Raw genomic sequence first — 26,555 nt, forward strand, 5'->3', positions numbered from 1 at the left:
GGGTGGCATCCCCGATGCCGGTCACACCGTCCTCGGTGGTGATCCGGAGGGTCACGAAGTTACGGGACGGGCTGGTCACGAAGACTTCCGCAGCAATAATTTTCACAGTAAGAGACCTTTCAATGGGTCCGCCGCGTCAGCGGGCCGCTTGATCAAAGGGGGAAAAATCGGCGGTGGGTGACGTTATGAGGGCAGCTTGAAGGCTGCTGATCTGGGTAACGAGATCGGCGTCGGCGGCGAGTTCAGGCTTGACCAGAGCCATGAGCGCAATCGTGCGTTTCCTGCCCTCCAGTGCGAGGGCTGCTCTGATTTCCGCGGCACGCGGGTCTTGGAACTCCTCTGCGGATGACAGGTAGGCCATCCATGCAGAAATCATCCGTGCGGCCCCGTCTCCCGGCCGTCCTGCAGCGCGTTCGGCGTTCAGGACAGGCAGGGCGCGCATCCGCAACTTGGTGGTCCCGTCCATGGCGATCTGCGCCAAGTGGTGAGCGATCCTGCCGTTCCCAAACCGCTCCAGGAGAGCGAGGCGGTAATCCCGGATCATGAGGCTGGCTGGCAGGTGCCTTGCGGCTTCATCCCAGAATTCCTCCACAGCTGCCCGGCATACGCCATCGGACAGGGCTTCGGCCACGGTTTCGTGTCCCCGGAACTTTCCCGAATAAGCCAGGATGGAGTGCGCTCCGTTGAGCAGCCACAGCTTTCGGTTCTCGTATGGTTCTATGTCGTCCACGAACACAGCGCCGGCGTCCTCCCAATGCGGACGGCCGGCAGGAAAGCTGCCACTGAGGACCCAGTTGTGGAATGGCTCGGTAATTACCGCAGCCGCATCCCGGTAGCCGCAGGCTTCGGCAACCAACTCAAGGTCCGACGTCGTGGTCCTGGGCGTGATGCGGTCCACTGAAGTGCTGACGAAGCTGACATTCCCGTCAATCCAGTCCGCCAGACCCGCGAAGGGACCGGCCTGGCCAGCCGGCCAGGCTGCGAGGGCCAGGACAGCCTTCCGTGTCACCTGCCCGTTGTCGGCGAGGTTATCGCAGCTGACGACGGCGATAGGTCCCGCGCCGGCCTCCCTCCGGGCGGCGAGGGCCAGGACCAGTCGGCCCAACGGCGTCGAAGCCTCCAGGCCTACGCCGTTCGTCTCATACTGTGCGTAGGCAGCCTCGGTGATCGTGAGGGTGACAACAGCAGTTTCCGGCGCCGCGACCAGTTCCATGAGTCGCTGCAGGTCTGCTCCGTCCACTGCTTCCACGATGCTCGTGACGAGTTCGAACGTGTCCCCGCTGCCAGACCGCTGAACAACCGTGTACAACCCGTCCTGGGCGGCAAGCGTTTCCGCTGCATCCGGGCGGCGGCCACTGAAGGACGCAATCCCCCACTGGGCTGCATCGCTTGCGTGGTACGTGTACCAGGCCTGGTGGGAGCGGTGAAAGGCTCCAAGTCCAATGTGGACAATTCTCACCGGTGCCGGTATTGCGGCGCTGTGCATGGGGCGGTTAAGCAGCGGTGCTGGACTGCCTGCTGCCGTTGTCACGCTCCCGAGGGCCCCGGCGCTCATAGCTTGAACACACGCCGGGGTGAAGTGTCTACGGTGTCTTTCATGATCTCGTGCGCACGCTCCTCGCTGACTCGGTGCTCGGCCACCATGCGGGCCAGGAATGAAGCCTCCACCCGGCGGGACGCCTCGTGGCGTGCCGGGATGGAGCAGAATGCCCTCGTGTCATCGATAAAGCCAGAGAAGCGGGAAAATCCGGCGGTTTCGGTAACCGCCGACCTGAATCGCTGCATCGCATCCGGAGCGTCGAGGAACCACCACGGCGCACCGAGATAAACCGACGGATAGAATCCCGCCAGCGGGGCGAGTTCACGGGAGAAGACGGTCTCGTCCAAGGTGAAGAGCACCAGGTGGAAGTCCTTGGCCGTGCCGAAATCCTGCAGAAGCGGGCGGATGGACTCGGTGTAATTGACAGCAAAGGGGATGTCATGGCCGGTGTCGGGACCGAAGGCCTCAAAGCTTGGCTGGTGGTGGTTCCTGAATGAGCCGGGATGGACGGTCATGACCAGCCCGTCTTCTACAGACATGCGTCCCATTTGGTAGAGCATGTGCGCTTCAAAGGCGTCGCGTTCAGCAGTGGTAAACGTGCCAGACCTCGCGAGCTCGAACAGTCGGGTGGCCTCGGACTCGGTCAGCTTCAAGGTTGCAGGAGTTCGTACTCCGTGGTCTGCCGAGACGGCGCCGTGGTCGATGAAGTAGCGCCGCCGGCTCTCCAGCGCATGAATGTATCCCTTATAGCCGTTGTCCACCTGTCCCGCCGCGCTGAGGAGGCGTTCTACGTTTTCTTTCCAGCTGGGATGGGCAATGTTCATGTAAGCGTCGGGCCGGAAGGTGGGCAGAACTCGTCCGTGGAATGTGGGGTCCTCCGCGAGGGCTTTATGACTGCTCAGACTGTCCAGCGGGTCATCGGTGGTTGCCAACACTTCAATGTTGAAGTCCTTGAACAGCTGCCTGGGACGGAAATCTTCTTCCTGAAGCTTCGCCGAAAGCTCGTCGTAAATGGCGTCCGCCGATTCAACGCTGGGTATCCCCTTAAGCCCGAAGACGAACTGGAACTGGTCGCGAAGCCAGTGGCCTGAAGCCGTTCCATCAAAAAGAGGCCAGGCCTTGCAAAACTCGCGCCAGATGGACCTGCTGTCAGCCCCTTCCGTTCCGCCCTTCGCTGGGGTCAGCCGGGATAGCGGCACACCACTGGCGTGTATGAGGCGCACAACGTAATGATCCGGGCTGACCAGCAGAGCTGCCGGGTCAGGAAAGGAGCTGTTCTCCGCGATGACTGCGGCATCCACGTGGCCATGGGGAGAAAGTATGGGAAGGTCCTTCACTGACTCCAGCAGGGACCTCGCGATTCGACGCATCCCGGGATCGGAAGGAAGCAGGCGATCCGGGTGGGTTAGGGACTGAGACATGCCTTTATGCTCTCGGACTCATGACCATTTGTCAACCGGTTGCCATCATGCATTTCTTGCACTGGCCGGTGTGAGTACCCTGAAAACATAAGGAAATTATGATGCGATGCCATACTTTCCTGAGACTACCTGAGCATGCTTTCCATGGAAATGGCAACCGGATGGGCTATGATTAAACGGTGACTGAACTTTCACCCCCAGAAGCGGACGCGAAGGCCTCCCCCGGCAAAGCCGATGGCAGGGCCGTCAAGACCAATGCCACGATCTATGACATCGCGAAATTGGCAGGCGTGAACCCTTCCACGGTTTCCAGGGCGCTCAGCAAGCCCGGACGGGTGAGCGTAAAGACGCGCACGCTCATCGAGGACGCGGCGGCGGAGCTTGACTACCAGGCCAACCCCTTTGCGAAGGCCTTGCCCACTGGGAAAACCAGTACCGTCGGCCTCATCGTCGCCGATATAGCGAACCCCACGTTCTTCGGGACGATCCGTGGCGCGGAATCTACCGCAGCGGACCAGGACTATTCGGTCATCCTTGCCGAATCGGCCGAATCACCGAAAAAGGAACTTTCCGCAGCGAAACGGATGATGGCGAGCGTGGACGGTCTGATTCTCGCCAGCCCGCGCATGGACGATGATCACATCCGACAGTTGGCTGGGGAAAAACCGGTAATCGTGGTGAACCGCAACGTTGAAGGCATTACATGTGTGGTGCCCGACGTTGACAAAGGTCTGGGGGAAGCGGTTCGCCATCTCGCGGGGCATGGGCACCGAAAGATAACCTTCGTCGCAGGCCCGGAGGCGTCCTGGATGTCCAGCCGGCGATGGCTCGCCGTGCAACAGGCATGCGAATGGTCCCGCATAGAACCCCTGAAGGTGCAGTCCCAGACCCCGACCATAAAGGGGGGACGGGCGATTGCCCGCACTATCGTCAGCAGCGGAGCCTCCGCCGTCATTGCATACAACGATCTTCTCGCCATAGGTCTGATGCAGGAACTCCAGGCAGCAGCCTACGTGGTTCCGGATCAAATCAGTATCGTAGGCTTCGACGACATTTTCGGAGCCGACTTCACAACCCCGGGGCTGACCACTGTCCGCGCGCCGATGGAAACCTGCGGCGTTGAAGCAGCCGGCCTTCTACTCAAAGCCCTCAAGGGACATGGAGACGTGCCTTCAACCCGATACATAGATACAGAGCTGGTGATCAGGGGATCAACGGGAAAGCTCCTCGCCTGATCCTGCCGACGGGCTGGTTGCGGCAAAACATGTTGGCCGCGTTAAGGAACTCCCGAACTGCCCTCCATTGGGGTGGTTTCCAAGGGCCTGTTCGACAATCGGTTGCACATGCCGCCTGCCGCTGGCGACGCTACCCCGGAACCGTGAAGCATTGGGTCTCAGCATAATGATGTGGCCCAAGACAAATCTTATCCTCGCCACAAAGCCCGTGCGTCGGTTATACTTTTGGCAACCGCTTGCCGATAGGCTCTTGCGAAGAAAACCTACAGTCAGGAAGTCACTCAATGTTGAGACCTCAGGCGTCAGAAACTCGGGACCTCGTCAATCTGGACGGGATTTGGCGGTTCGCCGTGGACCGGCCCGAGGTAAGCGAGCCTTGGTCTGCGCCACTCCAGGGCTCACTCGACGTGGCTGTACCGGCGAGCTACAACGATCTCTTTCTTGATCCCAAGATCCGGGACCACGTCGGCTGGGTATGGTATCAGCGCGACGTATTCGTCCCCCGTGGATGGGGCGACAGGGATACTGTCATCCGCTTTGAGGCGGCGACGCATCATGGAAAGGTTTACGTCAACGACGTGCTCGTCGCAGAGCACATCGGTGGCTACACCCCGTTCGAGGCGGATATTACCGATCACGTGCAGCCCGGAAAGCCCTTCCGTCTGACCGTTGGAGTGGACAACGAGCTTTCCATCCACACCATCCCACCAGGGCACGTCCATGTGGTCGATTCGGGGCAGCGCAGGCAGAGCTACCACCATGACTTCTTCAACTATGCGGGCCTGGCCCGCTCAGTCTGGCTCACAGGTATTCCGCGGACACGTATCGAGGACATCGCCGTCACAACCGGGGTTGAAGGTGCCGCAGGGACCATCAAGTATTCGGTCGTCACGACAGGGTCTGCAGAGGTGCGGGTGGTACTGCGGGACGAAACCGGTGCGGAGGTCCTGAACGGCAGCGGTGCTGAGGGCACGCTTCGCGTTGAGGAAGTGAAGCTTTGGCAACCGGGGGCGGCTTACCTCTACAAGCTGGAGGTCTCGCTGCACGGGGACGGCGAGCTCGTTGACTCCTACACGCAATCAGTGGGCGTGCGCACAATCGAAGTAACGAAAACTGAGTTTCTCATCAACGGCAAGCCGTTCTACTTCACCGGATTCGGCAAGCATGAAGACACTCCGGTTCGCGGTAAGGGGCACGACAATGCCTACCTCGTTCATGACTTTGAGCTGATGAAGTGGATCGGAGCCAATTCCTTCCGAACGTCCCATTATCCGTACGCAGAGGAAGTCCTGGATTACGCCGACAGGCACGGAATCGTCGTGATCGGCGAAACTGCCGCCGTCGGGTTTAACCTTGGCGTCTCAGGTGGAATGTCCGCCAAAAATCCGCCACCCACGTTCTCCCCCGATACGCTGGGCGACGAGATGCAGGAGACCCACGCGCAGCACCTTCGTGAACTGATTGGCCGGGACAAGAATCATCCGAGTGTGGTGATGTGGTGCATCGCCAACGAACCAGCAAGCCAGGAAGACGGCGCCTACGAGTACTTCGCGCCGCTTGCGGAGCTGACCCGCAAGCTGGATCCCAGCCGCCCCATCACGTACACCGCCTGGTTGCTGGCAAATGCAAAGAACGACCAAATTGCGACGCTGTTCGATGTGATCGGAATCAATCGGTACTTTGGGTGGTACATCGACAACGGTGACCTCGCATCGGCTGAGGTCAAGCTCGAAGCTGACATCCGCGACTGGGTTGAAAAGTTCGACAAGCCGGTCATGATGACCGAGTACGGTGCAGACACGATGGCTGGCCTTCACTCGCTCAACGACATCCCCTGGTCGGAGGAGTACCAGATCGCCTACCTCGAAATGAACCACCGGGTGTTTGACAAGTTCCCTACCTTCGTCGGCGAGCAGGTATGGAACTTCGCCGACTTCCGGACCACGCCAGGAGTTCATCGGGTCGATGGAAACAAGAAGGGCATCTTCACCCGCGACCGTCGCCCGAAGGGTTCCGCTTTCTTCCTTCGCGGCAGATGGACCGCGACGGGGAACGTGAAGCCATCACAGCAGTAGTAATCCAGCCGTAAGGAAAGGGTGCCGCTTCCGTAGCGGCACCCTTTCGTTTCTGTTCTGCATAGCCGGGTTGGCCCTACACGTTATGAGTCCACTCGAGAATAGTAGTGAGTGCACTAATAGGAGTCCGGAATGAGGGTGGATCGCGGTGGTGCTGCCTTCCATCCGGCGTTGTCCCTGCGGGATAAACTCCGCGTCTGCAGGGGATCACTCCGACGCAATCGATGTGCCGCAACGCGTCAGCCGGGCGGGCGGTGATCGGAAAGCCGGTAGCGGGGTAGGAACGCCGCGACCGCCAGGGCCGCAAGCGCGGCAACTGCTCCACACCCCATCATCATATGAAACGCCCCCTGTGAAGGAATGAGAGTTCCTGACAGGTTTGTGCTCATTTGCGCGAAGACCAGACCGGCGACGGCGGCCGACAGGGACGTGCCAACGGAGCGCATCAGTGAATTGAGGCCATTGGCAGAGCCCGACTCTGAGGGCGGAACCGCGCCCATGACCAATGCGGGCATGGCGCCGTATGCCAAACCAATGCCGGCACCGACGATGCTTGAGACGGCCACTAACTGCCAGACTGCTTCCATGGCAAAAAAGCCGATTGTGTAGCCAGCAGTAACTAGGACCGCCCCGGCCATAAGGGACCATTTCGGCCCCCATGCTGCTGAAATCCATGCGGACAGGGGCGCGACAGCCATCATGACCAAACCCGAAGGAGCCATTACGAGACCCACGACCAACATCGACTGGCCCAGCCCATAACCGGTCTCCGCCGGCAACTGCAGAATTTGCGGCAGGCTAAGCGACATGGAGAGCATGGAGAAGGCGAAGATCAGCGACGCCAGGTTAGTCAGAAGCACCTGACGGCGCCAGATGGTCCTCAGGTCCACGAGCGGCCGGGCCACGCGCAGCTCCCAGAAAGTCCATCCGGTAAACAGGATCAGGGACCCTCCGATTAACCCTAGTGTCGTAGCCGAAGTCCAACCCCAGGTTCCGCCCTTGGAAACAACAAGCAGCAGCATCACCAGGGCTGCTGACATCGACACGGCTCCCACCGCATCAAAACGCCCTCCCGATTTCACTTGGGATTCCGGCACCTGCCACGCAATAAGGAAGAATGACACCAGGCCGAGTCCGGCCGCCACCCAGAACAGGGTGTGCCAGTCCAGGGTCTCTGCGATCACTGCGGCAACAGGCAGCCCGAGAGCACCGCCGACTCCAAGTGAGGCGCTCATTGTCGCTGTGGCGCCGCCTAGTCTCGCTGGCGGCAGTTCATCGCGCATGATGCTGATACCCAGTGGGATTACGCCTGCCGCGAGCCCCTGAAGCGTCCGCCCGATAATCAACGGCGCCAGACTGAAACTGAATGCGCCGACCACAGAGCCCGCCACAAGTAAGGCCAGGCTGATCAGTAGCATGCGTCGCTTGCCGTACATGTCTCCCAGCCGGCCTACTGTGGGCGTGGCGACAGCACCGGCCAGCAAAGTTGTAGTGACGGCCCACGTGGTGTCCGATGCGGAAGCGTGCAGGAACTCAGGCAAACGTGGGAGTAACGGAATAACAAGGGAATGCATCAAGGACACGACAATGCCGGCGAAAGCAAGCACCGCAACGATCCTGCCTCGGCCCTTGGAAGCATCACTTTCGGGAGACCCTGCCCGGCGACGGGAAGTATCTACTGTCATGGCTGTTCCTTATGTAATGGGAGAGGGTCGATCGCTGGGGCCTCTCACTGCACGAACTTCCTGGCGCTGTGAACAACAACAAGGCGCGGTCAGGTCTGTTCTGAGCGCCCGTGGGCCTAAGCGGCGAAGTACACTTCAAACTCGGACAGCTCTACTATCCGACGTGTTCCATCGTGGGCAACGACCCAGAACAACTCCATCGCGGGCTGGACGTCAACGACCTGCCCTCGCACATGACGAGTAGTACCAACCCTGGCTTCAATGAGGTCTCCCCGCGAGACTTGAATGCAGGTCTGCACACGTGATCCCGTCCGCGGTGCAGAAATGAGTTCGCAGTCTAGGCTCTGGCTTGGTGATTCCATCCTGTCGATGCCCTCAGTTATTCGATTTGGCGTGGTCAGAAACTAGGCTGGCGACAAGATCCGGTTCTGCTACCGGAGCGAGATGGGCCGTGTCTTTCAGTATTTCGTGCCTGGCGGTCGGTACTCCCCTGACAATCAGTTTCTGTTCGTCGATCGGGTTAGCCGAATCGGCCTCGCCGCTGATGACCAGAACCGGTGCTTTGATGTTCGGCAGATCGTCTCTCACGTCCGATTCAGCGAGGAGATCACACGCGAAGGCGTAACCCACTGGGTCTGTGGACGCCAGCATCTGCCGGTGCTCATCCACGATGGAGGGTTGCCGCTGCTGGAACTCCGGTGTGAACCAACGGTTAATTACCTGGGGAACCAATGGGGCGATGCCCTCGGCTCGCACCTGTTGACCGCGTGCGACCCAGACCTTCGAGGAAAAGCGGGCGGCACAACACATCGCCACAGCGGATTGCGTTCTTTCCGGCAGGAGCGCTGCCGCCCGCAATGCCACCAGGCCACCCAGTGACACACCGGCAATATGAGCTTTATCGATGTCCTCGGCATCGAGCACCTCGAAGAGATCGCTGACAAGATCATCGAGGCTAAAGGGGCTGTGCCCGCGGGGCCCTCCCCGGTCCCTCTGATCGAAGCGAACGACGTCGAAATCTCTGGGGAGCCGGGCAACCACTCCGTCCCACATCTGCCCGCTCGTGGCCAATGAGTTAACAAACACAATGGTTCCCAAAGCTGGATGTGAACCCCTTTTCCGCTCAACTGAAACGTTGAAACCTCCGCCGCTCATAGGCTGGTCCTTCCTATCAATATGGGTCATCAAACTGATTTGCGGCTGCCGCACCCCGAAGAAAGCCACTTAGGGCGACCGCATTCGCTGTGCAAAAGCCGCGCTGGCCGGCAGCCAGGACTCGGAGAGCCCGTCTGCCGGCCAGCGACCGTGGATCATCGGTCGGTGGGTTTATTTGCCTGAAACTCCGAATACCCGAAGGTCAGGAATAGCGTTGCCGGTACCGCGGTACTCAAGGCCCTCCTTCATCGCCCAGTTGGTTTTCAGGGAGAAGAAGGGAGCGAACCAGGCATTGTCGATAGCGTATTTGTTGATCTCTTTGTAAATTTCACCGGCACGTGTGGTATCAGTTTCCGTGGCTAGCTTTGCCAGAAGCTCGTTCATCTTCGGGTCTTCGAGCTGGAAGGGGTTCTGTGATCCATTTTTCCCGAAGTAGAGGGCGACAGTACGTGAGGGAGCGGCCGTGCTGCCCAGGTTGAAGTACATGCCCCATTTCGTTGTCTGGCCCGAGCTCTGGGCAGGCACCGGTTCCCATTCCACCTTGATGCCAACATCGGCAAGGGACTGGGTAATGGTGGCCTGATAAGTCTGCACGATAACGTTGGCAGGCATCGTAAGGCTAAATCCGTCCGGGTACCCCGCTTCTTTAAGAAGGCTACGGGCCTTTTCCGGGTCGAAGCTGTAGGCGTCGTCCAGCTGTTCGACGTATGCCGGGGAGAGTTTGTTGAAAATCTGCGTAGTGGGACGGCCGTTGCCGCCTAGGAGCGCATCGAGCATTTTTTGGCGGTCAAATGCATGGTTGATTGCCTTCCGGACGCGGACATCTGCCAGCGGCTTCGCAACTTGGCCGGCACGGTCGGCGATCACCAGTCCACCGGTCGTCACTCCCTCAACGGGCGTGATGGTGAACCCGCTGGCTTCGATCTGCTTGGCCTGGCCGGCATCAACTGTCCCGGCATCAAGTTCTTTGGTCAGCAGTGAATTGAACAGTGCGGTGCGGTCCTGGATGGCCCTAATAGTGACAGTTTTGAATGGATATGCTGCGGCATTCCAGTGGTCGTCTCGCCTGTTGAGAACGTACTTCGTGCCGTCAACAGTCGCTGCGCGGTCAAGAGTGTAGGGACCTGATCCCACTGGGTCCAGAGCGGTGCGGGCCTCGTTGATCGTGTCGGGATCTCCGATCGCCCCGGCGCCGTAGGACAGGGCCACAAGCAGGTTGGGATCCGGACGGCTCAGGTTGATGACGGCGGTGTGTTCATCCGGCGCGTCGATGGAAGCCACGGCAGAAAGGTTGCTCTTTTGCGGCCCTGCGGTGGTCCGGGTACGGTCCAGGCTCACTTTGACTGCCTCGGAGGTTACAGGGTCGCCGTCGCTGAACTTCATGTCGTCCCGCAGCTTGAGCGTGAGGGAACGTGCGTCCGGGGAGTACTCCCAGCTCTTTGCTGCACCGGGCTTGAGCACGCCTTCGTTGTCACTGTAGATCAGAGTGTCATACACGGCACCCCAGACGTATCGCTGCTGACCATCGTGCAACTGGGCAGGATCCAGGGAGTTCGGTGCCACTTGGACCCCGAACGCGAGTGTAGTAGGGGCGGTTTCCGCTGCAGGGGTTGGGTCTCCCCCGCAGGCAGAGACAGCCAAGCTTGTGGCGAGTACGACGGCGGCGGTGCCGGCGAATGCTCGGGATAGGCGAAGGTTTGGCATGAAAGTTCCTTTGACTCGTAGGTGCCAGGCAATGCTTGAATTACGTGTGCGCCGAGGGCTGTAGGCGCGTATAGATGTCCCGTGAAGTCAGTGCGTTGAGCATGTCGTCTCCACGGCGGTAGCGGCCGATATTTTCCACGATGGTGTCAATCGACCGTTGCGTGCGATTTGGTAGTTTAGGGGTGACGTGGGGCGTAATGACCACGTTGTCCATATCCCACAGGGGTGAATCCGTCGGCAACGGTTCCGGGTCGGTTACGTCCAATCCGGCCCCTGCGATTTGACCAGTTTGCAGGGCTTCGATGAGCGCCTCCTGATCAATAACTCCTCCGCGGGCCATGTTGATGATGTAAGCCTGATCCTTCATGGAGGAAAATTCCTTGGCTGAAAACAGGTGGTACGTCTCGTCATTGAGTGGTGCGGCGAGCATGATGACATCGGATTCTTCGATCAGCGGCCGCAAGGAATCACCGGCGTCCTTTGAAAGCATCAGATCCACCTCGTTGGGCGTCTCACCGACACTGCGGCGATACGCAATGACGCGCATTCCGAACGCTTTGCCGAGGCGTGCCATTTCCTGACCGGTATGCCCAAACCCCACGATCCCGAGCGTCTTGCCCCAGAGAGCAAGCCGATTCTCGTATCCCGGAATCCGGGTCCAGACGTGAGAATCCTGAAGTTCAAAGAGCCGCTTGGCATCGAAGGTCAAGGAAAGTGCGAAGTAGAAGGCATGCTGCGCAAGCGCTGGGGCAGACCTGCCCGCCGACCCTGTGATGACGAGGCCCTTCTCGAAGACTTCGGCCCGGGCAGACTTTGTGAGGCCAGAGTGATCGCAGTGCACCCATTTCAAATGCGGAGCGGCCAGGAAGCGGTCGTCGATATCCGTCTGGAGGATGGCTACGTCCACGCGTTGAAGAGCATCGTCAATGGTTGCCCCTTCTCGGGGGTGAACATGCAGGAACTCTGCCGGGGCGAACGCCTTCCGAAGCTGCTCTATTTCGTCTGGCTGATAGAGCACAGTGGCCAGCACGCTTCGGATCTCGCGTGCTTCAGATCCAGTATCCATCTGATTCAAACTCCTTTGTTTATGGCCAACGCATCGGGAGTTCGCCGATGCCCGCCTTCCGCAAGTATCACAACCCCGGACGTGCTTGTCAACCGGTTGCCGAATTTCAGCAAGAGAGACTCCACGGCCGAGAAATTTGCTTATTCCGGATGCGAATCTGAAGTAGACCGCCTGCTCTAATGCCACGATTACACGGTTATCTACTAGTCGTTAGCTTCGCCGGCAACTGTTGCGCCAAATCAGACGGCAAGCGGTTGTCAAAGAAGTGTGGACGTGGTTTACTTCAAGTGATGCGGGTAACAGCGGCTTGCCGGTGTGGCCGCGGACCGCCATCGCGTTCCTGGCGGAAATGGTTTGAAAGGCCGACAAAGGGGTCGTGATGTCCCACAGTATTTCTCCAGCGCCAACAGGCCGGGAGCAGTTCCGCAACGACATGCATGCCCACCCGTCCTCCACGTCGAGTCCAAACGGTCACCGCACCGTGCCGGATCGGCGCGCCAAAACAAGGGCGTTGCAGCTTCGGAGCGTGCCCATGGCCGTCCAGGCTTCTGCATCGGCTGCCCTGATTGAAATTTGGCTGCCGGCTACTCCGGCTCCCGTTCTATCTCATTAAGGTTCCCCATGATTCCCTATATTCTTCGCAGGCTGGCAACAGGAGTGATCCTGACAGTCCTCGTGACGCTCATAACGTTCTGGTTGTTGAGCTTTTCCTTTACCGGTGTGGCGACCAACATTCTGGGTCCTGCCTCCTCGGCCGAGGCGGTCGATGCCCTTATGGACAAGCTGGGGCTGAACCGCCCCGTCCTCGTCCAGTACTTCGACTGGCTCTGGGCCGTTCTCAGGGGGGACTTCGGGGTCTCCTACTTCACCAGTGAATCGGTGAGCAAAGCTGTTTCGGTCCGGCTGGGAGTGACGCTTTCCATCGTTCTCGTGGCATTGGTGCTTAGTGTCGTCGTCAGCGTCTTTCTCGGCGTTTTGGCTGCTTCCCGGGCTGGAGCTGTGGACCGCATCGCCCAAGGCACGTCCCTGATCGGGAACCTGTTTCCGAACCTTCTTATTGCGATCGCGCTGGTTGTTGTGTTTGCCCTTAATCTGCGGTGGCTCCCAGCTACTGGATTCACGCCCTTTTCAGAGGATCCCCGGCGCTGGGCGGCTTCCATTACGATCCCCGTCATAGTCCTGGTCATCAACGGCGTGGCCAACATGTCGGCGCAAATCAGGGGAACGATGATTGGGGAACTTCAAAAGGACTATGTGCGAACGCTTCGCACCCGGGGAATCCCGGCATGGTCCATCGTTTACCGGCACGCGCTGCGTAATGCAGCTGCGCCCGCCCTCGTCGTGCTCTCGCTGGAATTCATCTCGATGTTTGGCGGCGCACTCATTATTGAGAACGTCTTCGCGCTGCCCGGTTTCGGCTCCTTCGCCTTCAATTCCTCACTGCAAGGGGACATTCCCGTGATCATGGGCGTCACCATTTTCAGCGTCATGCTCGTCGTATCCGTCAATCTGCTGACCGACGTCATCAACGGTTGGCTCAACCCGAAAGCGAGGCTCTTTTGAGCACCGAAGTAGCGCTCCTCGAGACGGACACGATAGAAGCCGCCTCACACCGTTCCCCGATCCGACGACTGCTGCGGGACCCGCAGGCGGTTATCACCACAGCATTCCTTCTCACCGTGATCCTGATGGGTCTGTTGGCGCCCTTCATCACCCAGCACGGTCCCAACGAGTCCTCACTCGACGCGGTGAACGCGGGAATCGGAACACCTGGATACCTCTTGGGAGGAGACCAAAGTGGACGGGACTCCTTCTCGCGGTTGCTGTACTCGATCAACACCGGCGCCATCTCTGCGCTCATCGGCACCGGCGTTGCTTGCGTGGTCGGCCTGACCTTCGGGCTGATCGGCGGTTACTTTGGAGGGCGGGTACGGACCGCGATCGAATGGATCTTCAACCTGGTTATGACGTTTCCGGGCCTCCTGCTCCTCATCGTCCTGATGCCCCTGACTAAAGGCGACTTCCGCATCACGATGTTGATCTTCGGTGTTCTTCTGTCACCGTCGATCTATCGCATCGTCCGGAACGTCACTGCAGGCGTGAAGAATGAGCTCTATGTTGACGCGGCAAAGGTTGCCGGATTATCGACAGCGAGAATCCTCGGCAGGCACGTCATGCCCGTAGTGCAGGGCCCGGTCATTATCTCCGCGGCATTTCTCATGGGCGCTGCTGTTAACCTTCAGTCTGGCTTGGCATTTCTCGGCGTAGGTTCCACGGAAGTTCCCAGCTTCGGAGCAATGATCGCTACCGGCTTCCTGAACTTTTATGTTCATCCCCTGCAGTTCCTGTGGCCGGCTCTGCTGCTGGGCGCAACAACTGCTTCCTTGGTCCTCCTGGGGAACTCCCTGCGCGATGCGCTTGAAGGCGCCCGGCCGAAGGCAGCCAAGCTCGGTAGCATCAAGGTCCTTGCACCCGGGGCGGCACGCAGTGAGGCAAAGAGCGACACATCCCACCTCTTAAAAGTACGAGACCTGAAAATGGAGTACCCGACGCCTTCAGGGGAGCCCAAGCAGGTACTGAAGGGGGTGTCCCTGGAACTCAAAGCCGGAGAAACCTTAGGCCTCGTCGGTGAGTCAGGCTCAGGGAAGACCCAAACAGCCTTCTCTGTCCTCGGTGTCCTGCCTCCAGAGGCCGTAATCACAAACGGATCGGTACTGCTTGAGGGACGGGAACTGCTTGGCCTTTCGGAACGGGAGCTGCGAAAGATCCGCGGCAAGGAAATCGCCTACATTCCCCAAGAACCCATGTCCAACCTCGACCCGTCGTTCACTGTTGGAAGCCAGCTCGTTGAAGGCATCAGGACGGCCTCCGGAATGTCCCATTCAGCTGCCAAGGCACGTGCCCTCGAGCTTATGGAGCGGGTCGGCATCCCCAATACCCGCCGCACTTTTGACCTCTACCCTCACCAGATCTCCGGCGGTATGGCCCAAAGGATCCTCATCGCCGGAGCTGTGGCCAGCCAGCCGCGACTGTTGATTGCTGATGAACCTACCACAGCCCTGGACGTCACCATCCAGGCAGAAATTCTGGACCTGCTTCGTGACCTCCAGCAGGAAATGGGTATGGCGATCCTCCTTGTGACACACAACTTCGGTGTGGTCGCGGACATTTGCGACCGTATCGCAGTGATGCGCGAGGGCCTCATCGTAGAAGAAGGAGACGTTATGCAGGTCTTCCATCACCCACAGCACCCGTATACGCAGAAGCTTCTCAGGTCGATCCTCGACGAGAGTAACCTCCGCGAAGACCTTGCGCCTTTGGTGGCCACCGGTAAGGAGCAGAAATGAACACGGACTCGCTACTCCAGGCCGAGGACCTTCGGGTTGCATTCCCCGGGCACGGCCTGCGCAGAAAAATGCATGAAGTCCTGCACGGCGTTTCACTTTCGATCGCTCCCGGCGAAGTTCTGGGACTTGTTGGTGAATCAGGCTCTGGCAAAACAACCATTGGTCGCGCCGTGCTCGGACTCGTGAAGCCCACGGGTGGAACCATCAAGTTCCAGGGTGAAGACATCACTCATGCCAATCCAAGCCGGCGACGTGCGCTGGCACGGGATATTCAGGTGGTGTTCCAAGACCCGTACTCATCCCTGAATCCAGCGCTGACCATTGGCGACATTCTGACGGAGCCCCTCGTGGTGCAAGGTGCAACCCGTGCTGAGGCCCGCAAGAGGATACGTGGACTGCTGAGCCAGGTAGAACTGCCCGCCGACGCGGCCGAACGCCTGCCACGGGAATTCAGCGGCGGCCAGCGGCAGCGAATCGCCATTGCCCGCGCCCTCGCCCCTGAGCCGAAGCTCATCATTTGCGACGAACCGGTGTCGGCCCTGGATTTGTCGACACAAGCCACTGTTCTACGCCTTCTCCTTGAGATCCAGCAGCGGACAGGTGTTGCGTGCCTGTTCATCTCGCACGACCTGGCTGTGGTTCGGTACGTCAGCCACCGGGTCTCCGTGATCTATAAGGGTGACATCGTCGAAACAGGACCTGCAGGGCAGGTCACATCTTCCCCCAATCACCCTTATACCAGGACCCTTTTGCTCGCCGCTCCGGTCGCTGACCCCGTGGAACAAAAGCGCAGGCGACTCGAAAGGCTGCGCCTGGCCAAAGAGCAGAGCGCTCTAAATCCAGTCGTAGCCGGCTAACCAGCCAGGCACCTCATCCAGATAGGTCATGATGCAAAAAGAACTGAACATGTACGAGCGCGGTCTTCCTCAGGACAGCCGATGGCATGAACCCTTCAATGTGCTGCAAACCAATCTCCAGGAGATAGATGCAGACATGGATGCGGAGGCGGCAGCTGATGCCGTCGTGGACTACGGGGCAGACACGTGGCTTCTTAACGCCGGCGGTATCATGTCGTTTTACCCGACAGACCTTCCATTCCAGACGCGTAACCCATTGTTGGCCGGACGTCCTTCAGGGGACCTGTTTGGCGACGCCGTCAAAGCGGCTAAAGCCCGGGGACTGAAGGTCATTGCCCGGTTCGATATGTCAAAAGTAACTTCACGTTTGGCACGCGAACACCCAGAATGGCTATTCCGCTCGGCGGAGGGAAAACCGCAAATATACAACACGCTGTATAGCGCCTGCCCCTCGGGCGATTACTATCAGCTGCGGACCTTTGACGTCTTGGATGAGGTCCTCGACCGTTATGACGTAGACGCCGTCTTTTTCAACTGGTTCAACTTCAATGTGCGCGACTACGACGAAGTCATGCATGGCCCATGCCACTGCGAATCCTGCGCCAAGGGATTTGCGCTCTTCAGCGGTGGAAGTGATTTGCCCACCGACAGGACCTCCGAGTCATTCGGACTCTGGAGCGGATATACGGCCGCCACGCTCAAGCAGCTCACCTCCAAAATCGCGGACCACGTAGCAGCCCGGGGAAAGGACATAGGAGTCCTCCTTCGCGAGGGTGCCCCCATGGTCTATATCGAGGGAAGTAACGCCTTCAAGTCCATGCCGGGAAAAGAGCTTTGGCCGCATGCTACCGCTGAGGCGGTCAGCGCCCACGTCGCCTCGCGGCCGGAGGCAGCCATCATGGTGAACTGCGTTGCGTTTATCGACTCCGCCTACCGGATGGGCTCCGAGCAGCCGGAGCACTTCGCCCAGTACATCGTGCAGACGATTGCACGCGGTGGAAACCCGTCCGCCTATTACTTCGGAGCTCCCGGCCGGCTCCCCACGGAATGGAGTACGTCCCACGCCCGGGACGTCATGAGGTTCCGTCAGCGCAACACTTCGGTATACAAGGACCTGCGGCCAACCGCCGCCATCGCCTTGGTTCGCCCGAACTTTTCATCCGGCGCCGCAGGTAACTACTGGGAGATCGTTGAAGAGTTCCGCGGGCTATACCTATCGCTGCTCGAAACCCACCTCTCCTTCGACGTCGTCCCCGTTAGCGAGCTGGCAGCCCTCGAAACTAAAGGCGAACTGGGCCGTTACAGCCTGGTCGTCCTGCCCGATCTGGGCAACATGGGTAGCGCGGCAAAAGCCGTCGACGCCTTTGTCCGCCGCGGCGGGAAAGTGATTTCCACAGGTTCTGCCGGCCTCAGCCGGGACGGTGACCTCGAGATGTCCAGCAGTCTTGCCCTTCAGGCACTGACTCCGGCGCTCGAAGGAACTGAACTTCGCTCCACTTACGTCACCGATCAGCCTCAGCCCAGGATGGCTGACTATCACTATCAGGCTCCGCTGCTACCGGTCTTTGGTCGCTACCAGCGCTACGTCTGGAAACCAGGTACCGCATCCACTGGTTTCATGCTCCCCCGTGCGCCGTTCGGCCCACCCGAACTGGCCTACGGCCACCAAGGAAGCGGCGACCCCGCCTATGTTCGCGGGAAGTTCGGGAACGGGGATGTTCTTCATCTCCCTTGGACAATCGGCCGAACCTATCGGGAATTCGGAAAAACAGACGTGCGTGACCACTTCGCCGAGCTCGTGCAGACGATGGCGGAGCCGGAACTTACGGCTGACCTGCACGAAAACATTGAGCTAATCTCCGGCGCCAACAACCAGGGCACCGTGATCCACCTGATCAACCACTCCGGTGTTCGCCGTCGTACCTACGGCCCACACTTCCCCTTCAGCGGCGGACAACTGCGCCTTCACGGAGGAGCATCGAGGGAACTCAAGGTCCAGGCGCTTGTGGCAGGAACTCCGCTGGAGACCCGCGCCGAGGGCAACGACTTGCTGATCGAACTACCAACGATCGAACTCTTCGAAGTAGTGCAATTCACCAACTGAAGGACGCCGACAATTGCTTGCCGGGGCCACCCCGTCCTGCGCGTGCGAACCACGATTTCCTTCCTAAAACTTTGACCGAAAGGAGCGCGACCACGTGTCACACGCTGCCAACGTCCAGGATGCAGAGCTACAAGACCTTGCATCCGGAGTAACTGACCAAAAAGACACCAGCGGCCGGATCATAGACGAGCTAGCTCGAGTACTGCCGCCCGAAGCACTCACCACTGATCCCGTCGCCATGGGCCCATATAGACAGGACCGCGCCTTCGACCCCGACGCGGGCATGCCGATGGCTGTTGTACTTCCCTTGACCACCGAGCACGTCAAGGCAACCATGCAGTGGGCGGCGAAACATCGGATCCCCGTGGTACCCAGAGGCGCCGGGACGGGGCTCTCCGGAGGCGCAACCGCTGTCAGCAACGGCATAGTGCTGAGCACCGAGCGGATGCGGAACATCACGGTGGACACAGTCACCCGCACTGCCGTGGTCCAGCCTGGGCTTCTCAATGCTGAAGTCAAGGCAGCAACTGCCCAGGCGGGACTATGGTATCCACCCGACCCCGCTTCCTACGAGATCTGCACCATCGGCGGCAATGCCGCCACCAATGCCGGCGGACTGTGTTGCGTCAAGTATGGAGTGACGTCCGATTACATCCTTGGAATGGAAGTAGTCACCGCTGACGGCCGCGTCGTACGCCTTGGTGGACCGCGGCTGAAGGACGTTGCCGGACTGTCCATGCTCAAACTCTTTGTCGGCAGCGAGGGAACGCTTGGCATCATTACCGAGCTCACCCTGCGGCTCCTGCCGACAGCACCACCGGCACGGACTGTAGTAGGTTGGTTCGCCAGCAGCGGGGAGGCTGCAGCCGCGATCCTGGAGATCGCGTCGAGCGTCCGCCCTTCAATGCTCGAGTACATGGACGCGACGTCCATCAACGCCGTCGAAGACGTTCTTGACATGGGCCTGCACCGGCAGGCGTCCGCCCTCGTTGTAGCACGCTCGGATGACCAAAGCCCCAGCGGCACCGAAATAACCACCATGCTGGAGGCCTTCCGGCGGCATGGCGCTTTCGAGGCATTCGAAGCCTCAAACGAGCAGGAAGGCGAGCGTTTTGCCCACGCCCGGCGTATCGCTATCCCTTCAGTCGAACGGTTGGGCACGCTGCTGCTTGAGGACGTGGGAGTAGCCATCCCCCGGCTCGGAGAACTCATTCTCGGAGTCGAGAAAATCGCTGAAGCCCGCGATGTGGTCATCGCATTCATCGCCCACGCCGGTGACGGCAACACCCATCCGCTGATTGTTTTCAACCCGGACGACGCCGACATGAAGGAACGCGCCTACCTCGCCTACGGTGAAATCATGGACCTGGCCATAGAACTGGGAGGCACCATCACCGGCGAGCACGGCGTAGGCCGACTCAAACGGCCCTGGCTCGTTGACCAGATCGGAGAGGATCTGCTTGAGATTTCACACAACGTGAAACGCGCCCTCGATCCGGCAGGCATCCTCAACCCCGGAGCCGTCTTTGCCGCTGCAGGTACTGCCGGCGCCGCGACAAGGACAGGACACTCATGATGGACCAGGAAAATCGCATCCAAGCCGGAGGCCTCTCCGTCGATACAGCCCTGCACCGTTTCATCGAGCAGGAGGCCCTGACTGGCACGGGCATCGAAGCAACGGACTTCTGGCAGGGTTTTGACCAGATTGTGCGCGATTTAGCACCACGGAACAGGGAATTGCTCGCCCGGCGCGACGAACTGCAGGCACATATTGACGAATGGCACGCGCTGCACCCGTTTCCGTTCGATCGGAATGAATACCGGACCTTCCTGGAAGGAATCGGGTACATCCTGCCCGAACTGGAAGACGTACAGGTGCTCACCACAGGAGTCGATAAGGAAATCGCCGTCGTAGCCGGACCCCAACTGGTTGTCCCCGTTTCAAATGCCAGGTACGCACTTAACGCCGCCAACGCGCGGTGGGGCTCCCTTTATGATGCGCTGTATGGCACAGACGCGTTGGCGCCTGCGACGGGAGTAAAAGGCTACGATGCGGCACGCGGCAGGCTGGTGGTGTCATTTGTGCGCGGCCTGCTCGACGAGTTCTTCCCTCTGACAGCCGGACGCCACGGCGATTCGACAGGGTACACCGTTCGCGACGGCAAGTTGACGGCGGAGCTGGCGGACGGCACCTCGAGCAGCCTGACTCAGCCTGAACTCTTCGCTGGCTATCTGGGTGAGGCCGGCTCGCCATCGGCGATCCTTTTGTGCCACCATGGGCTTCACGTCGAGATCACTGTCGACCCCTCAACACCGGTCGGACAGACGGACCCGGCAGGCATCTCCGATGTCCTCCTCGAATCCGCCATCACGACGATCGTCGACTTCGAGGATTCAGTTTCCGCCGTGGACGCTGAGGACAAAATTCTCTGTTACCGCAATTGGCTCGGGATCAATCGTGGCGATCTGGCAGACACGTTCGCAAAGGGCAACGAGGTGATGGTTCGGCGGCTGGCAAGCGATCGGCGCTATACCTCCCCGGATGGCGCGGGAGAGGTCACGGTGCCCGGACGGGCGCTCCTCTTCGCCCGCAACGTCGGCCACCTCATGAGCACCGACGCCGTACTCGATGCTCAGGGAAATGAGATCGGCGAGGGCATCCTGGATGCCGTCGTCACCACGCTAACCGCACTGCCCGGCCGGGATCCCTCCAACCCCCTGCGGAACGGGTCTCAAGGCTCCATTTACATCGTCAAGCCGAAAATGCACGGGCCGGCCGAAGTAGCTTTCACGGTGGAACTCTTTCGCCGAGTGGAGGAACTTCTTGGCCTGCCGGTGAACACGCTGAAGCTCGGCCTCATGGACGAGGAACGACGGACCACAGTCAACCTGAAGGCCTGCATAGCGGAAGCCCGGGAACGACTGGTATTCATCAACACCGGATTCCTGGACAGGTCCGGCGACGAAATACACACATCCATGGAGGCTGGGCCCTTCGTCCGCAAGGCTGATATGCGCAACCAAGCCTGGATCTCCGCCTATGAAGATCAAAACGTCGATATAGGCGTCGAAGTGGGGCTGCCCGGCCACGGCCAGATAGGCAAAGGCATGTGGGCGATGCCGGACCTCATGTCGGCAATGCTCGATCAAAAGATAGCCCATCCCATGGCCGGCGCCACCACAGCCTGGGTACCTTCGCCGACCGCGGCTACCCTCCATGCAATCCATTACCACCGTGTTGATGTCCCTACCCGGCAGCTGGAAATATCGCTTGAGGGCCGTCGCGGAACGCTCGATGGCCTACTGACTCTGCCCATCGCGGTTAACCCGGCGTGGTCGGCAGCCGAGCGCCAGGAGGAACTTGATAACAACATGCAGTCCCTGCTCGGATACGTCGTCCGCTGGGTCGATCAGGGGGTGGGGTGCTCCAAGGTTCCTGACATTCATGACGTTGCACTCATGGAGGACCGTGCCACCCTGCGCATATCAAGCCAACACATCGCCAACTGGCTCAGGCATGGAGTGGTGAGCGAGCGGGACGTGCACGAAAGCATGCGTCGGATGGCCGCAGTTGTAGACGCACAAAACTTAGCTGACCCGTTATACCGCCCTATGTCTTCCAACCATGCGGAAAGCATCGCCTTTCAGTGTGCTGCCGACCTGGTGTTCCAAGGAGCCGCACAGCCCAACGGCTACACCGAGCCTCTCCTGCATCAGCGACGACGAGAGCTGAAAGCGAGACTCATCAGCTCTGCAGCTCTGCCCACACGAAACTAACCGGCGTCAAGGAGACCCTCATGCAGAATTACATTGAATCATTTTCAGTTAGTTACCCAGCAGCCGCCCGGGCTGTGTCATTGGCCATTGAAGAAGGAGCAAAGCGCGGTGTGGCAGTGGCAGTAACAGTCGTAGATCCCACGATGGGCCTTATCGCTTTCGGTCGCGCGGATGGATCGATGCCCCACAGCGTGGAGACCAGCCGGAGAAAAGCCAACACAGCGGCTTCCTCACGGAGACCGACCGGGTGGATGCAGGGAGACTTCGCACTCACTCTCCCAATGGGAACCGACAACCTCCTCACAAACATCCGCGGCGGATTCCCCGTCGTCCTCAACGGAAAGCACGTGGGAGGCCTTGGCGTCGCAGGGGGAACTCCCGACCAGGACGCCGAAATCGGCCTCGCAGTCCTGGACATGTTGAGCAACGCGATCGCGACGACCTGATCCTTGCAGGTGGGAGCCTCTCCGCTATCGAGAGGAGCAGTTCCCAGTCAGCGGAGCGCGCCATCTGTTCATTTGACGCCCGGGCCTCTGGCGTGACAGCCAGGGTATTTAGAGGTACACCAAAGCGCCGCAATCTCCTGTGACGAATGTCCTGGAGATACCACGAGCCCTGCTTCACGCAGCGCAGCGTCAGGCACAAGGCCCACCGGATAGGCCGCAGTAACTGCGAGTAGAGGAGCAAAAAGATGACCGGAATAATCCTTGTAGGGGTTGATGGGAGCAACACGGCCAAGAAAGCAGCGGAGTCCGCGCGGGACCTTGCCGCAGCCTTGGGAGCGTCCCTGCATGTAATGTCGGCTTTCGGCGACGACCGCACCGAGGCCTTCAGCAGCGGTAGTGACGAATGGCTTGTATCCGAGGCTGACGGAGCGGAGACTGTGGCACGAAAAGTCGCTGGATCCCTCTGGCGGAAAATCCCGGTGACTTACTCTGTTGCCCAGGGAAAGCCGTCCGACGCACTGATCAACGAGGCTCTCCGCCTTGAAGCGCGGGTTATCGTGGTGGGCAACCGCAGAATGAAGGGCATCAGCCGGGTGCTAGGAAGTGTGGCCAACAGCGTGGCTCATAACGCCCCCTGCGACGTTTATATCGCCAACACTCATCATGCCGACTAAGCCGTGGAGCGCGGCACTAGCCCGGCAGTTGACATTGTCTACTCCTGCATCCCCTTGCGACAGTCCGAGTCGGCAGCAGACGCTTGGATCTCCTCCATTCTGATGTTGAAGGGCTAACCATGCGGATTGTGATTGCTCCGGACAAGTTTAAGGGTTCCTTGTCGGCTTCGGATGTCTGCATGCACTTGGAAATCGGCCTGCAGGCGGTTGGTGGAAACCTTGATATTCTCCGGATACCGGTAGCCGACGGCGGCGAGGGAACCCTCGACGCCGCCGTCGGCTCCGGCTTCACCCGCCGCCGGGCCACAGTGACCGGCCCCGCGGGTGACCCGGTCGAGGCGGACTTTGCGGTCCGGGGAAATGAAGCCGTCATCGAGATGGCCACGGCATCAGGGCTGGCCCTGATGCCGCAAGTTCTCCTTGGAGGCCAGCCCGATTCGGTTTCCGCCACTACTGCTACCAGTCTTGGGACGGGCCAACTGATCCTTGCGGCCTTGGATGCAGGTTGCCGTCGGATCATCCTGGGCGTCGGCGGCAGCGCCAACACCGACGGCGGTGCCGGCGTTCTTCAGGGTCTTGGCGCCAAGTTTCTGGACGCAGACGGTAAGGAATTGTCGGCGGGCGGAGCCGCCCTGGGCCGCCTTAACACCATCGACTTCAGCGGGTTTGAACCCCGACTGAAGGACGCACGCTTCGTGCTGGCATCCGACGTCGACAATCCGCTGCTCGGCACCGGGGGTGCAGCGGCGGTGTTCGGCCCGCAAAAGGGCTTGGCACAACAGGACATCGACACGCTCGATAGTGCGTTGGCCAGGTTTGCCAAAGTCCTTGCCAGCGAAATCGGTCACCGCGCCATCAAGGCAACGGAGGCCCCCGGAGCCGGAGCAGCAGGAGGTGTAGGTTACGCCGCCATTGCGGTGCTGGCCGCGAAGCGGCGCCCCGGGATAGATGTCGTCCTCGAATTCACAGGACTGGCTGAGCGTCTGGCCGGCGCCGACCTAGTGATTACCGGTGAGGGCAGCCTCGACAAACAAAGCCTGCTGGGAAAAACGCCTCTGGGTGTAGCCCGAGCCGCAGCCGCGGCAGGATCGCCCGTGGTGGCTGTATGTGGGCGCACCACACTGGCCCGGCGAGAGCTCGCGGACGCCGGCTTCCAAGAGACATACGCTTTGACGGGACTTGAAAGCGACGTAGAGACTTGCATTGCGCAAGCCGGACGGCTTCTGGAGCGGGTGGGCGAGCAGATCGGTAGACGCCTGGAGGCTACCATCCCGGCTCGGACGGTCCACCCGCACAAGGGTATCGCTGTCCGGAGCCCGCTTTGACCTGGTCATTTCTCCGCCTGAACAATCCGGCCGAGTAAATGGTGTGGGTTAAGACGTCTAGTTGTATCGTCCCGGCGGGTACGTGCCCGACAACCATGTCCGCCAGCGGATCAAAACCTCCAGTGCGCAGGATGTCGGCTGACGCCTCATCCTGCGGGCAAGTCAGCCAATCCAGATAGGGTACACCCCAACCTGACGTCAGACAGCCCAGCAAAACATCGTCAGAATAGGGTCAAGTAGGCCATTTCTACACTCGCTCAGCCGAGGGTCTCAGACTCCAACCTGACAGGGGGCCTGCCGAGATCCTTGCTGCCGTGGGCAAGGCGACGTGGCCCGTGGCCGGACGGCCGGACCTACCGCGACGCAACATCCTTGAGCTTGAGCCGGATGCCGTCAAAATGGCGCTGCAGCCGTTCGGACGCCAGGGCCTTGTCCTTCTTCTCCACGGCCTCGTAGATGTCCCAGTGGACGCGGGCCTGTTCCTCGAGGTTGACCGGGCCGGAGCCCAGCGCCTGGTGGATCTGGCGGTAGACCTGCCAGAACACGTCCATCAGGTTGATGAGCAGCGCGTTGTTCAGCGGAGCGTAGAGCCGGCGGTGGAACTCGGCGTCGTGCTCGGCCAGCGCCTCACCCTTGGCCGCGGCCGCCTCCATGGCCTCCATGGTGGTTCGCAGGTCCGCGAGGTGCTCGGCGGTCATGAGCTCGATCGCCGAACCGATGAGGCCGGATTCCAGGGCTTGCCGGACGTCGATCAGTTCCATGGCCTCTTCGCCCTTGTGCCGCAGCGACAACCGGCCGCGGAACGTCAGCCCGGAAACCAGGGCACTGAAGTTGTTGGGCGCCACGAACATGCCGAAGCCGTGCCGGATCTCGATCACACCCAGCGCCTGCAGCACCTTCAGGGATTCCCGGACGGTGTTGCGGCCCACGCCCAGCTCGGCGGACAGCTCACTTTCGGTGGGAAGCGCGTCCCCCACATCCAGGCCCTGCTCCAGGATGAGCTCCATGATCCGCGTCTGCAGCGCGTTGGACCTGATTTGGGCGCTGAAACGGGCTGGCGATACTTCTCGCGATGCAAGGGCCACGTGATCTCCTCCTCGTCGCCAAGGCGACTTTCTCTTGCTACAGCTTACAGGAGATGGGATGTCCAATGTCTAGATGTATCGAATGAATAGAAATATATCGTCCGCGTCACCCCAGCATCTGCCATACCAGCTCCCTGCATTCCCTGTACCCGGTGGACTTGGGGTCAATCAGGTCGTAGTGGTCCCCCGGCACCTTGGTCAGCCGCACCGTCATGCCGGCGGCGACGGCGGCTGAAGCGTAGGACTCGGACTGGCTCAGCGGAACGGTGGCGTCGGCGGCCCCGTGGACCACGTGGACGGGCACGTCCAGCGGTATCGCCGTCATCGGATCGGCGTACCTGAGGCGCAGCGGATATTTCGACGACGATCCGCCCAGCAGGTTGCTCACGGCACCGTTGCTGAGGTCCAGCTTTTCGGCCTCGGCCAGGTTCAGCAGCCCGGACTGGCTGACCACCCCTGCCAGCCGCACCGCGCCGGTGCCGTTTTCCCGTAGGACCTGACGGTCGGCGTCGGGCAGTCCCAGATGCGCCAGCCGCCCGCGGCCCGCCGCCCACACTGCCAGGTGGCCGCCGGCCGAATGGCCCAGGGCCACCACGCGGTCCAGGTCCAGCGAATGCTCCGCGGCGAGGCCGGCCAGCTTGTCGATTCCCGCCAGGACGTCGGCGAAGGTGTTGGGCCAGCCGCCGCCGTTTCCGGCCCTGCGGTACTCCAGGTTCCAGGCCGCCATTCCGTGGGCGGCCAGGTCCTTGGCCAGCGGTTCGCCGAGCTCGGCGCCGTACTGCGAGCGCCAGTAGCCGCCGTGGATGACCACCACCACGCCCCGGCGCGCGCCGCCGTCGGGCAGCTCCGGAAGGTAAAGCTCCCCGAACTGGCTGGGATCCTCACCGTAGTGGTACTTATGCCGCTGCACTGCGCCCTCCCCTGGCCCTCCCGCAGGAGACTCTTCCTCCACGGGGACGGTCCCCTCAGAGCCTGGCGAACACGCGGCCAGAACGCCGATGCCCGCCGCGGCGGCCAGCCAGCGCCGTTGAGACGAACGCCCGACGCCGCAGCCCAGCC

20 protein-coding genes are annotated in these 26,555 nt (G+C 60.5%); 11 read left to right on the forward strand and 9 right to left on the reverse strand.

The window, feature by feature from the left end; translation table 11 throughout:
- From ABV518_RS05155 to uxaC, 3 genes are all read right to left on the reverse strand, one after another.
- On the reverse strand, nt 1-106 hold a 106-nt coding region (locus ABV518_RS05155), incomplete at its 3' end, for a hypothetical protein (protein WP_367766147.1).
- A 30-nt stretch (nt 107-136) separates the two neighbouring features.
- Nucleotides 137-1,486 carry a mannitol dehydrogenase family protein gene (locus ABV518_RS05160; RefSeq protein ID WP_367766148.1) on the reverse strand — a complete coding sequence of 450 codons (1,350 nt, stop codon included), beginning with the start codon at nt 1,484-1,486 and terminating at the stop codon, nt 137-139.
- 65 nt (nt 1,487-1,551) lie between these two features.
- Entirely contained in the window at nt 1,552-2,961 is a 1,410-nt protein-coding gene (uxaC, locus tag ABV518_RS05165; protein WP_367765756.1) for a glucuronate isomerase, read from the reverse strand.
- A 179-nt stretch (nt 2,962-3,140) separates the two neighbouring features.
- Between uxaC and ABV518_RS05170 the strand changes: the two genes are divergently transcribed.
- Both ABV518_RS05170 and uidA read left to right on the forward strand, forming a co-directional pair.
- On the forward strand, nt 3,141-4,196 hold the full coding sequence (locus ABV518_RS05170; RefSeq protein WP_367765757.1) for a LacI family DNA-binding transcriptional regulator: 1,056 nt from the start codon (nt 3,141-3,143) through the stop codon (nt 4,194-4,196).
- Between the two features lie 284 nt (nt 4,197-4,480).
- Nucleotides 4,481-6,271, forward strand: a complete 1,791-nt coding sequence (gene uidA / locus ABV518_RS05175) for a beta-glucuronidase (protein WP_367765759.1) — start codon at nt 4,481-4,483, stop codon at nt 6,269-6,271.
- 239 nt (nt 6,272-6,510) lie between these two features.
- Here uidA and ABV518_RS05180 read toward each other — a convergent pair whose 3' ends face one another.
- The 4 genes from ABV518_RS05180 to ABV518_RS05195 form a co-directional block, all read right to left on the reverse strand.
- The gene (locus ABV518_RS05180) at nt 6,511-7,956 is read right to left on the reverse strand and encodes an MFS transporter (protein ID WP_367765760.1); all 1,446 of its coding nucleotides are present in this window, start codon (nt 7,954-7,956) and stop codon (nt 6,511-6,513) included.
- Nucleotides 7,957-8,331: 375 nt separating this feature from the next.
- A complete protein-coding gene (locus ABV518_RS05185; protein WP_367765761.1) occupies nt 8,332-9,141 on the reverse strand; it encodes an alpha/beta fold hydrolase in 810 nt (269 codons plus the stop codon).
- 141 nt (nt 9,142-9,282) lie between these two features.
- On the reverse strand, nt 9,283-10,815 hold the full coding sequence (locus ABV518_RS05190; RefSeq protein ID WP_367765763.1) for an ABC transporter substrate-binding protein: 1,533 nt from the start codon (nt 10,813-10,815) through the stop codon (nt 9,283-9,285).
- 40 nt (nt 10,816-10,855) lie between these two features.
- Nucleotides 10,856-11,881 carry a D-2-hydroxyacid dehydrogenase gene (locus ABV518_RS05195; protein ID WP_367765764.1) on the reverse strand — a complete coding sequence of 342 codons (1,026 nt, stop codon included), beginning with the start codon at nt 11,879-11,881 and terminating at the stop codon, nt 10,856-10,858.
- A gap of 621 nt (nt 11,882-12,502) precedes the next feature.
- On the opposite strand from ABV518_RS05195, the gene ABV518_RS05200 reads away from it, so the two are divergent.
- The 9 genes from ABV518_RS05200 (at nt 12,503) to ABV518_RS05240 (ending at nt 24,411) form a co-directional block, all read left to right on the forward strand.
- Complete coding sequence (locus ABV518_RS05200) at nt 12,503-13,444, forward strand: ABC transporter permease (protein WP_367765765.1); 942 nt, start codon at nt 12,503-12,505, stop codon at nt 13,442-13,444.
- Nucleotides 13,414-15,228, forward strand: coding sequence for a dipeptide/oligopeptide/nickel ABC transporter permease/ATP-binding protein (locus ABV518_RS05205; protein WP_367765766.1), 1,815 nt, complete (start codon nt 13,414-13,416; stop codon nt 15,226-15,228). Before ABV518_RS05200 ends, ABV518_RS05205 begins: the two co-directional genes overlap by 31 nt.
- Nucleotides 15,225-16,085, forward strand: coding sequence for an ATP-binding cassette domain-containing protein (locus tag ABV518_RS05210; protein WP_367765767.1), 861 nt, complete (start codon nt 15,225-15,227; stop codon nt 16,083-16,085). Before ABV518_RS05205 ends, ABV518_RS05210 begins: the two co-directional genes overlap by 4 nt.
- A gap of 28 nt (nt 16,086-16,113) precedes the next feature.
- Entirely contained in the window at nt 16,114-18,189 is a 2,076-nt protein-coding gene (locus tag ABV518_RS05215; protein ID WP_367765768.1) for an alpha-amylase family protein, read from the forward strand.
- A gap of 94 nt (nt 18,190-18,283) precedes the next feature.
- Nucleotides 18,284-19,765, forward strand: a complete 1,482-nt coding sequence (locus ABV518_RS05220) for an FAD-binding oxidoreductase (RefSeq protein ID WP_367765769.1) — start codon at nt 18,284-18,286, stop codon at nt 19,763-19,765.
- The gene (locus ABV518_RS05225) at nt 19,765-21,966 is read left to right on the forward strand and encodes a malate synthase G (protein ID WP_367766149.1); all 2,202 of its coding nucleotides are present in this window, start codon (nt 19,765-19,767) and stop codon (nt 21,964-21,966) included. The genes ABV518_RS05220 and ABV518_RS05225 overlap by 1 nt, the downstream gene beginning before the upstream one ends.
- Before the next feature lie 20 nt (nt 21,967-21,986).
- Complete coding sequence (locus ABV518_RS05230; protein WP_367765770.1) at nt 21,987-22,412, forward strand: heme-binding protein; 426 nt, start codon at nt 21,987-21,989, stop codon at nt 22,410-22,412.
- A 245-nt stretch (nt 22,413-22,657) separates the two neighbouring features.
- Nucleotides 22,658-23,086, forward strand: a complete 429-nt coding sequence (locus tag ABV518_RS05235) for a universal stress protein (RefSeq protein WP_367765771.1) — start codon at nt 22,658-22,660, stop codon at nt 23,084-23,086.
- Nucleotides 23,087-23,205: 119 nt separating this feature from the next.
- Nucleotides 23,206-24,411 carry a glycerate kinase gene (locus ABV518_RS05240; protein ID WP_367765772.1) on the forward strand — a complete coding sequence of 402 codons (1,206 nt, stop codon included), beginning with the start codon at nt 23,206-23,208 and terminating at the stop codon, nt 24,409-24,411.
- Nucleotides 24,412-24,764: 353 nt separating this feature from the next.
- Here ABV518_RS05240 and ABV518_RS05245 read toward each other — a convergent pair whose 3' ends face one another.
- Entirely contained in the window at nt 24,765-25,496 is a 732-nt protein-coding gene (locus ABV518_RS05245) for a FadR/GntR family transcriptional regulator (RefSeq protein WP_367765773.1), read from the reverse strand.
- Nucleotides 25,497-25,602: 106 nt separating this feature from the next.
- On the reverse strand, nt 25,603-26,406 hold the full coding sequence (locus tag ABV518_RS05250; protein WP_367765774.1) for an alpha/beta hydrolase: 804 nt from the start codon (nt 26,404-26,406) through the stop codon (nt 25,603-25,605).
- Nucleotides 26,407-26,555 lie beyond the last annotated feature (149 nt).

It is taken from the genome of Arthrobacter sp. HS15c (assembly GCF_040812005.1).
Taxonomy (GTDB): domain Bacteria; phylum Actinomycetota; class Actinomycetes; order Actinomycetales; family Micrococcaceae; genus Arthrobacter.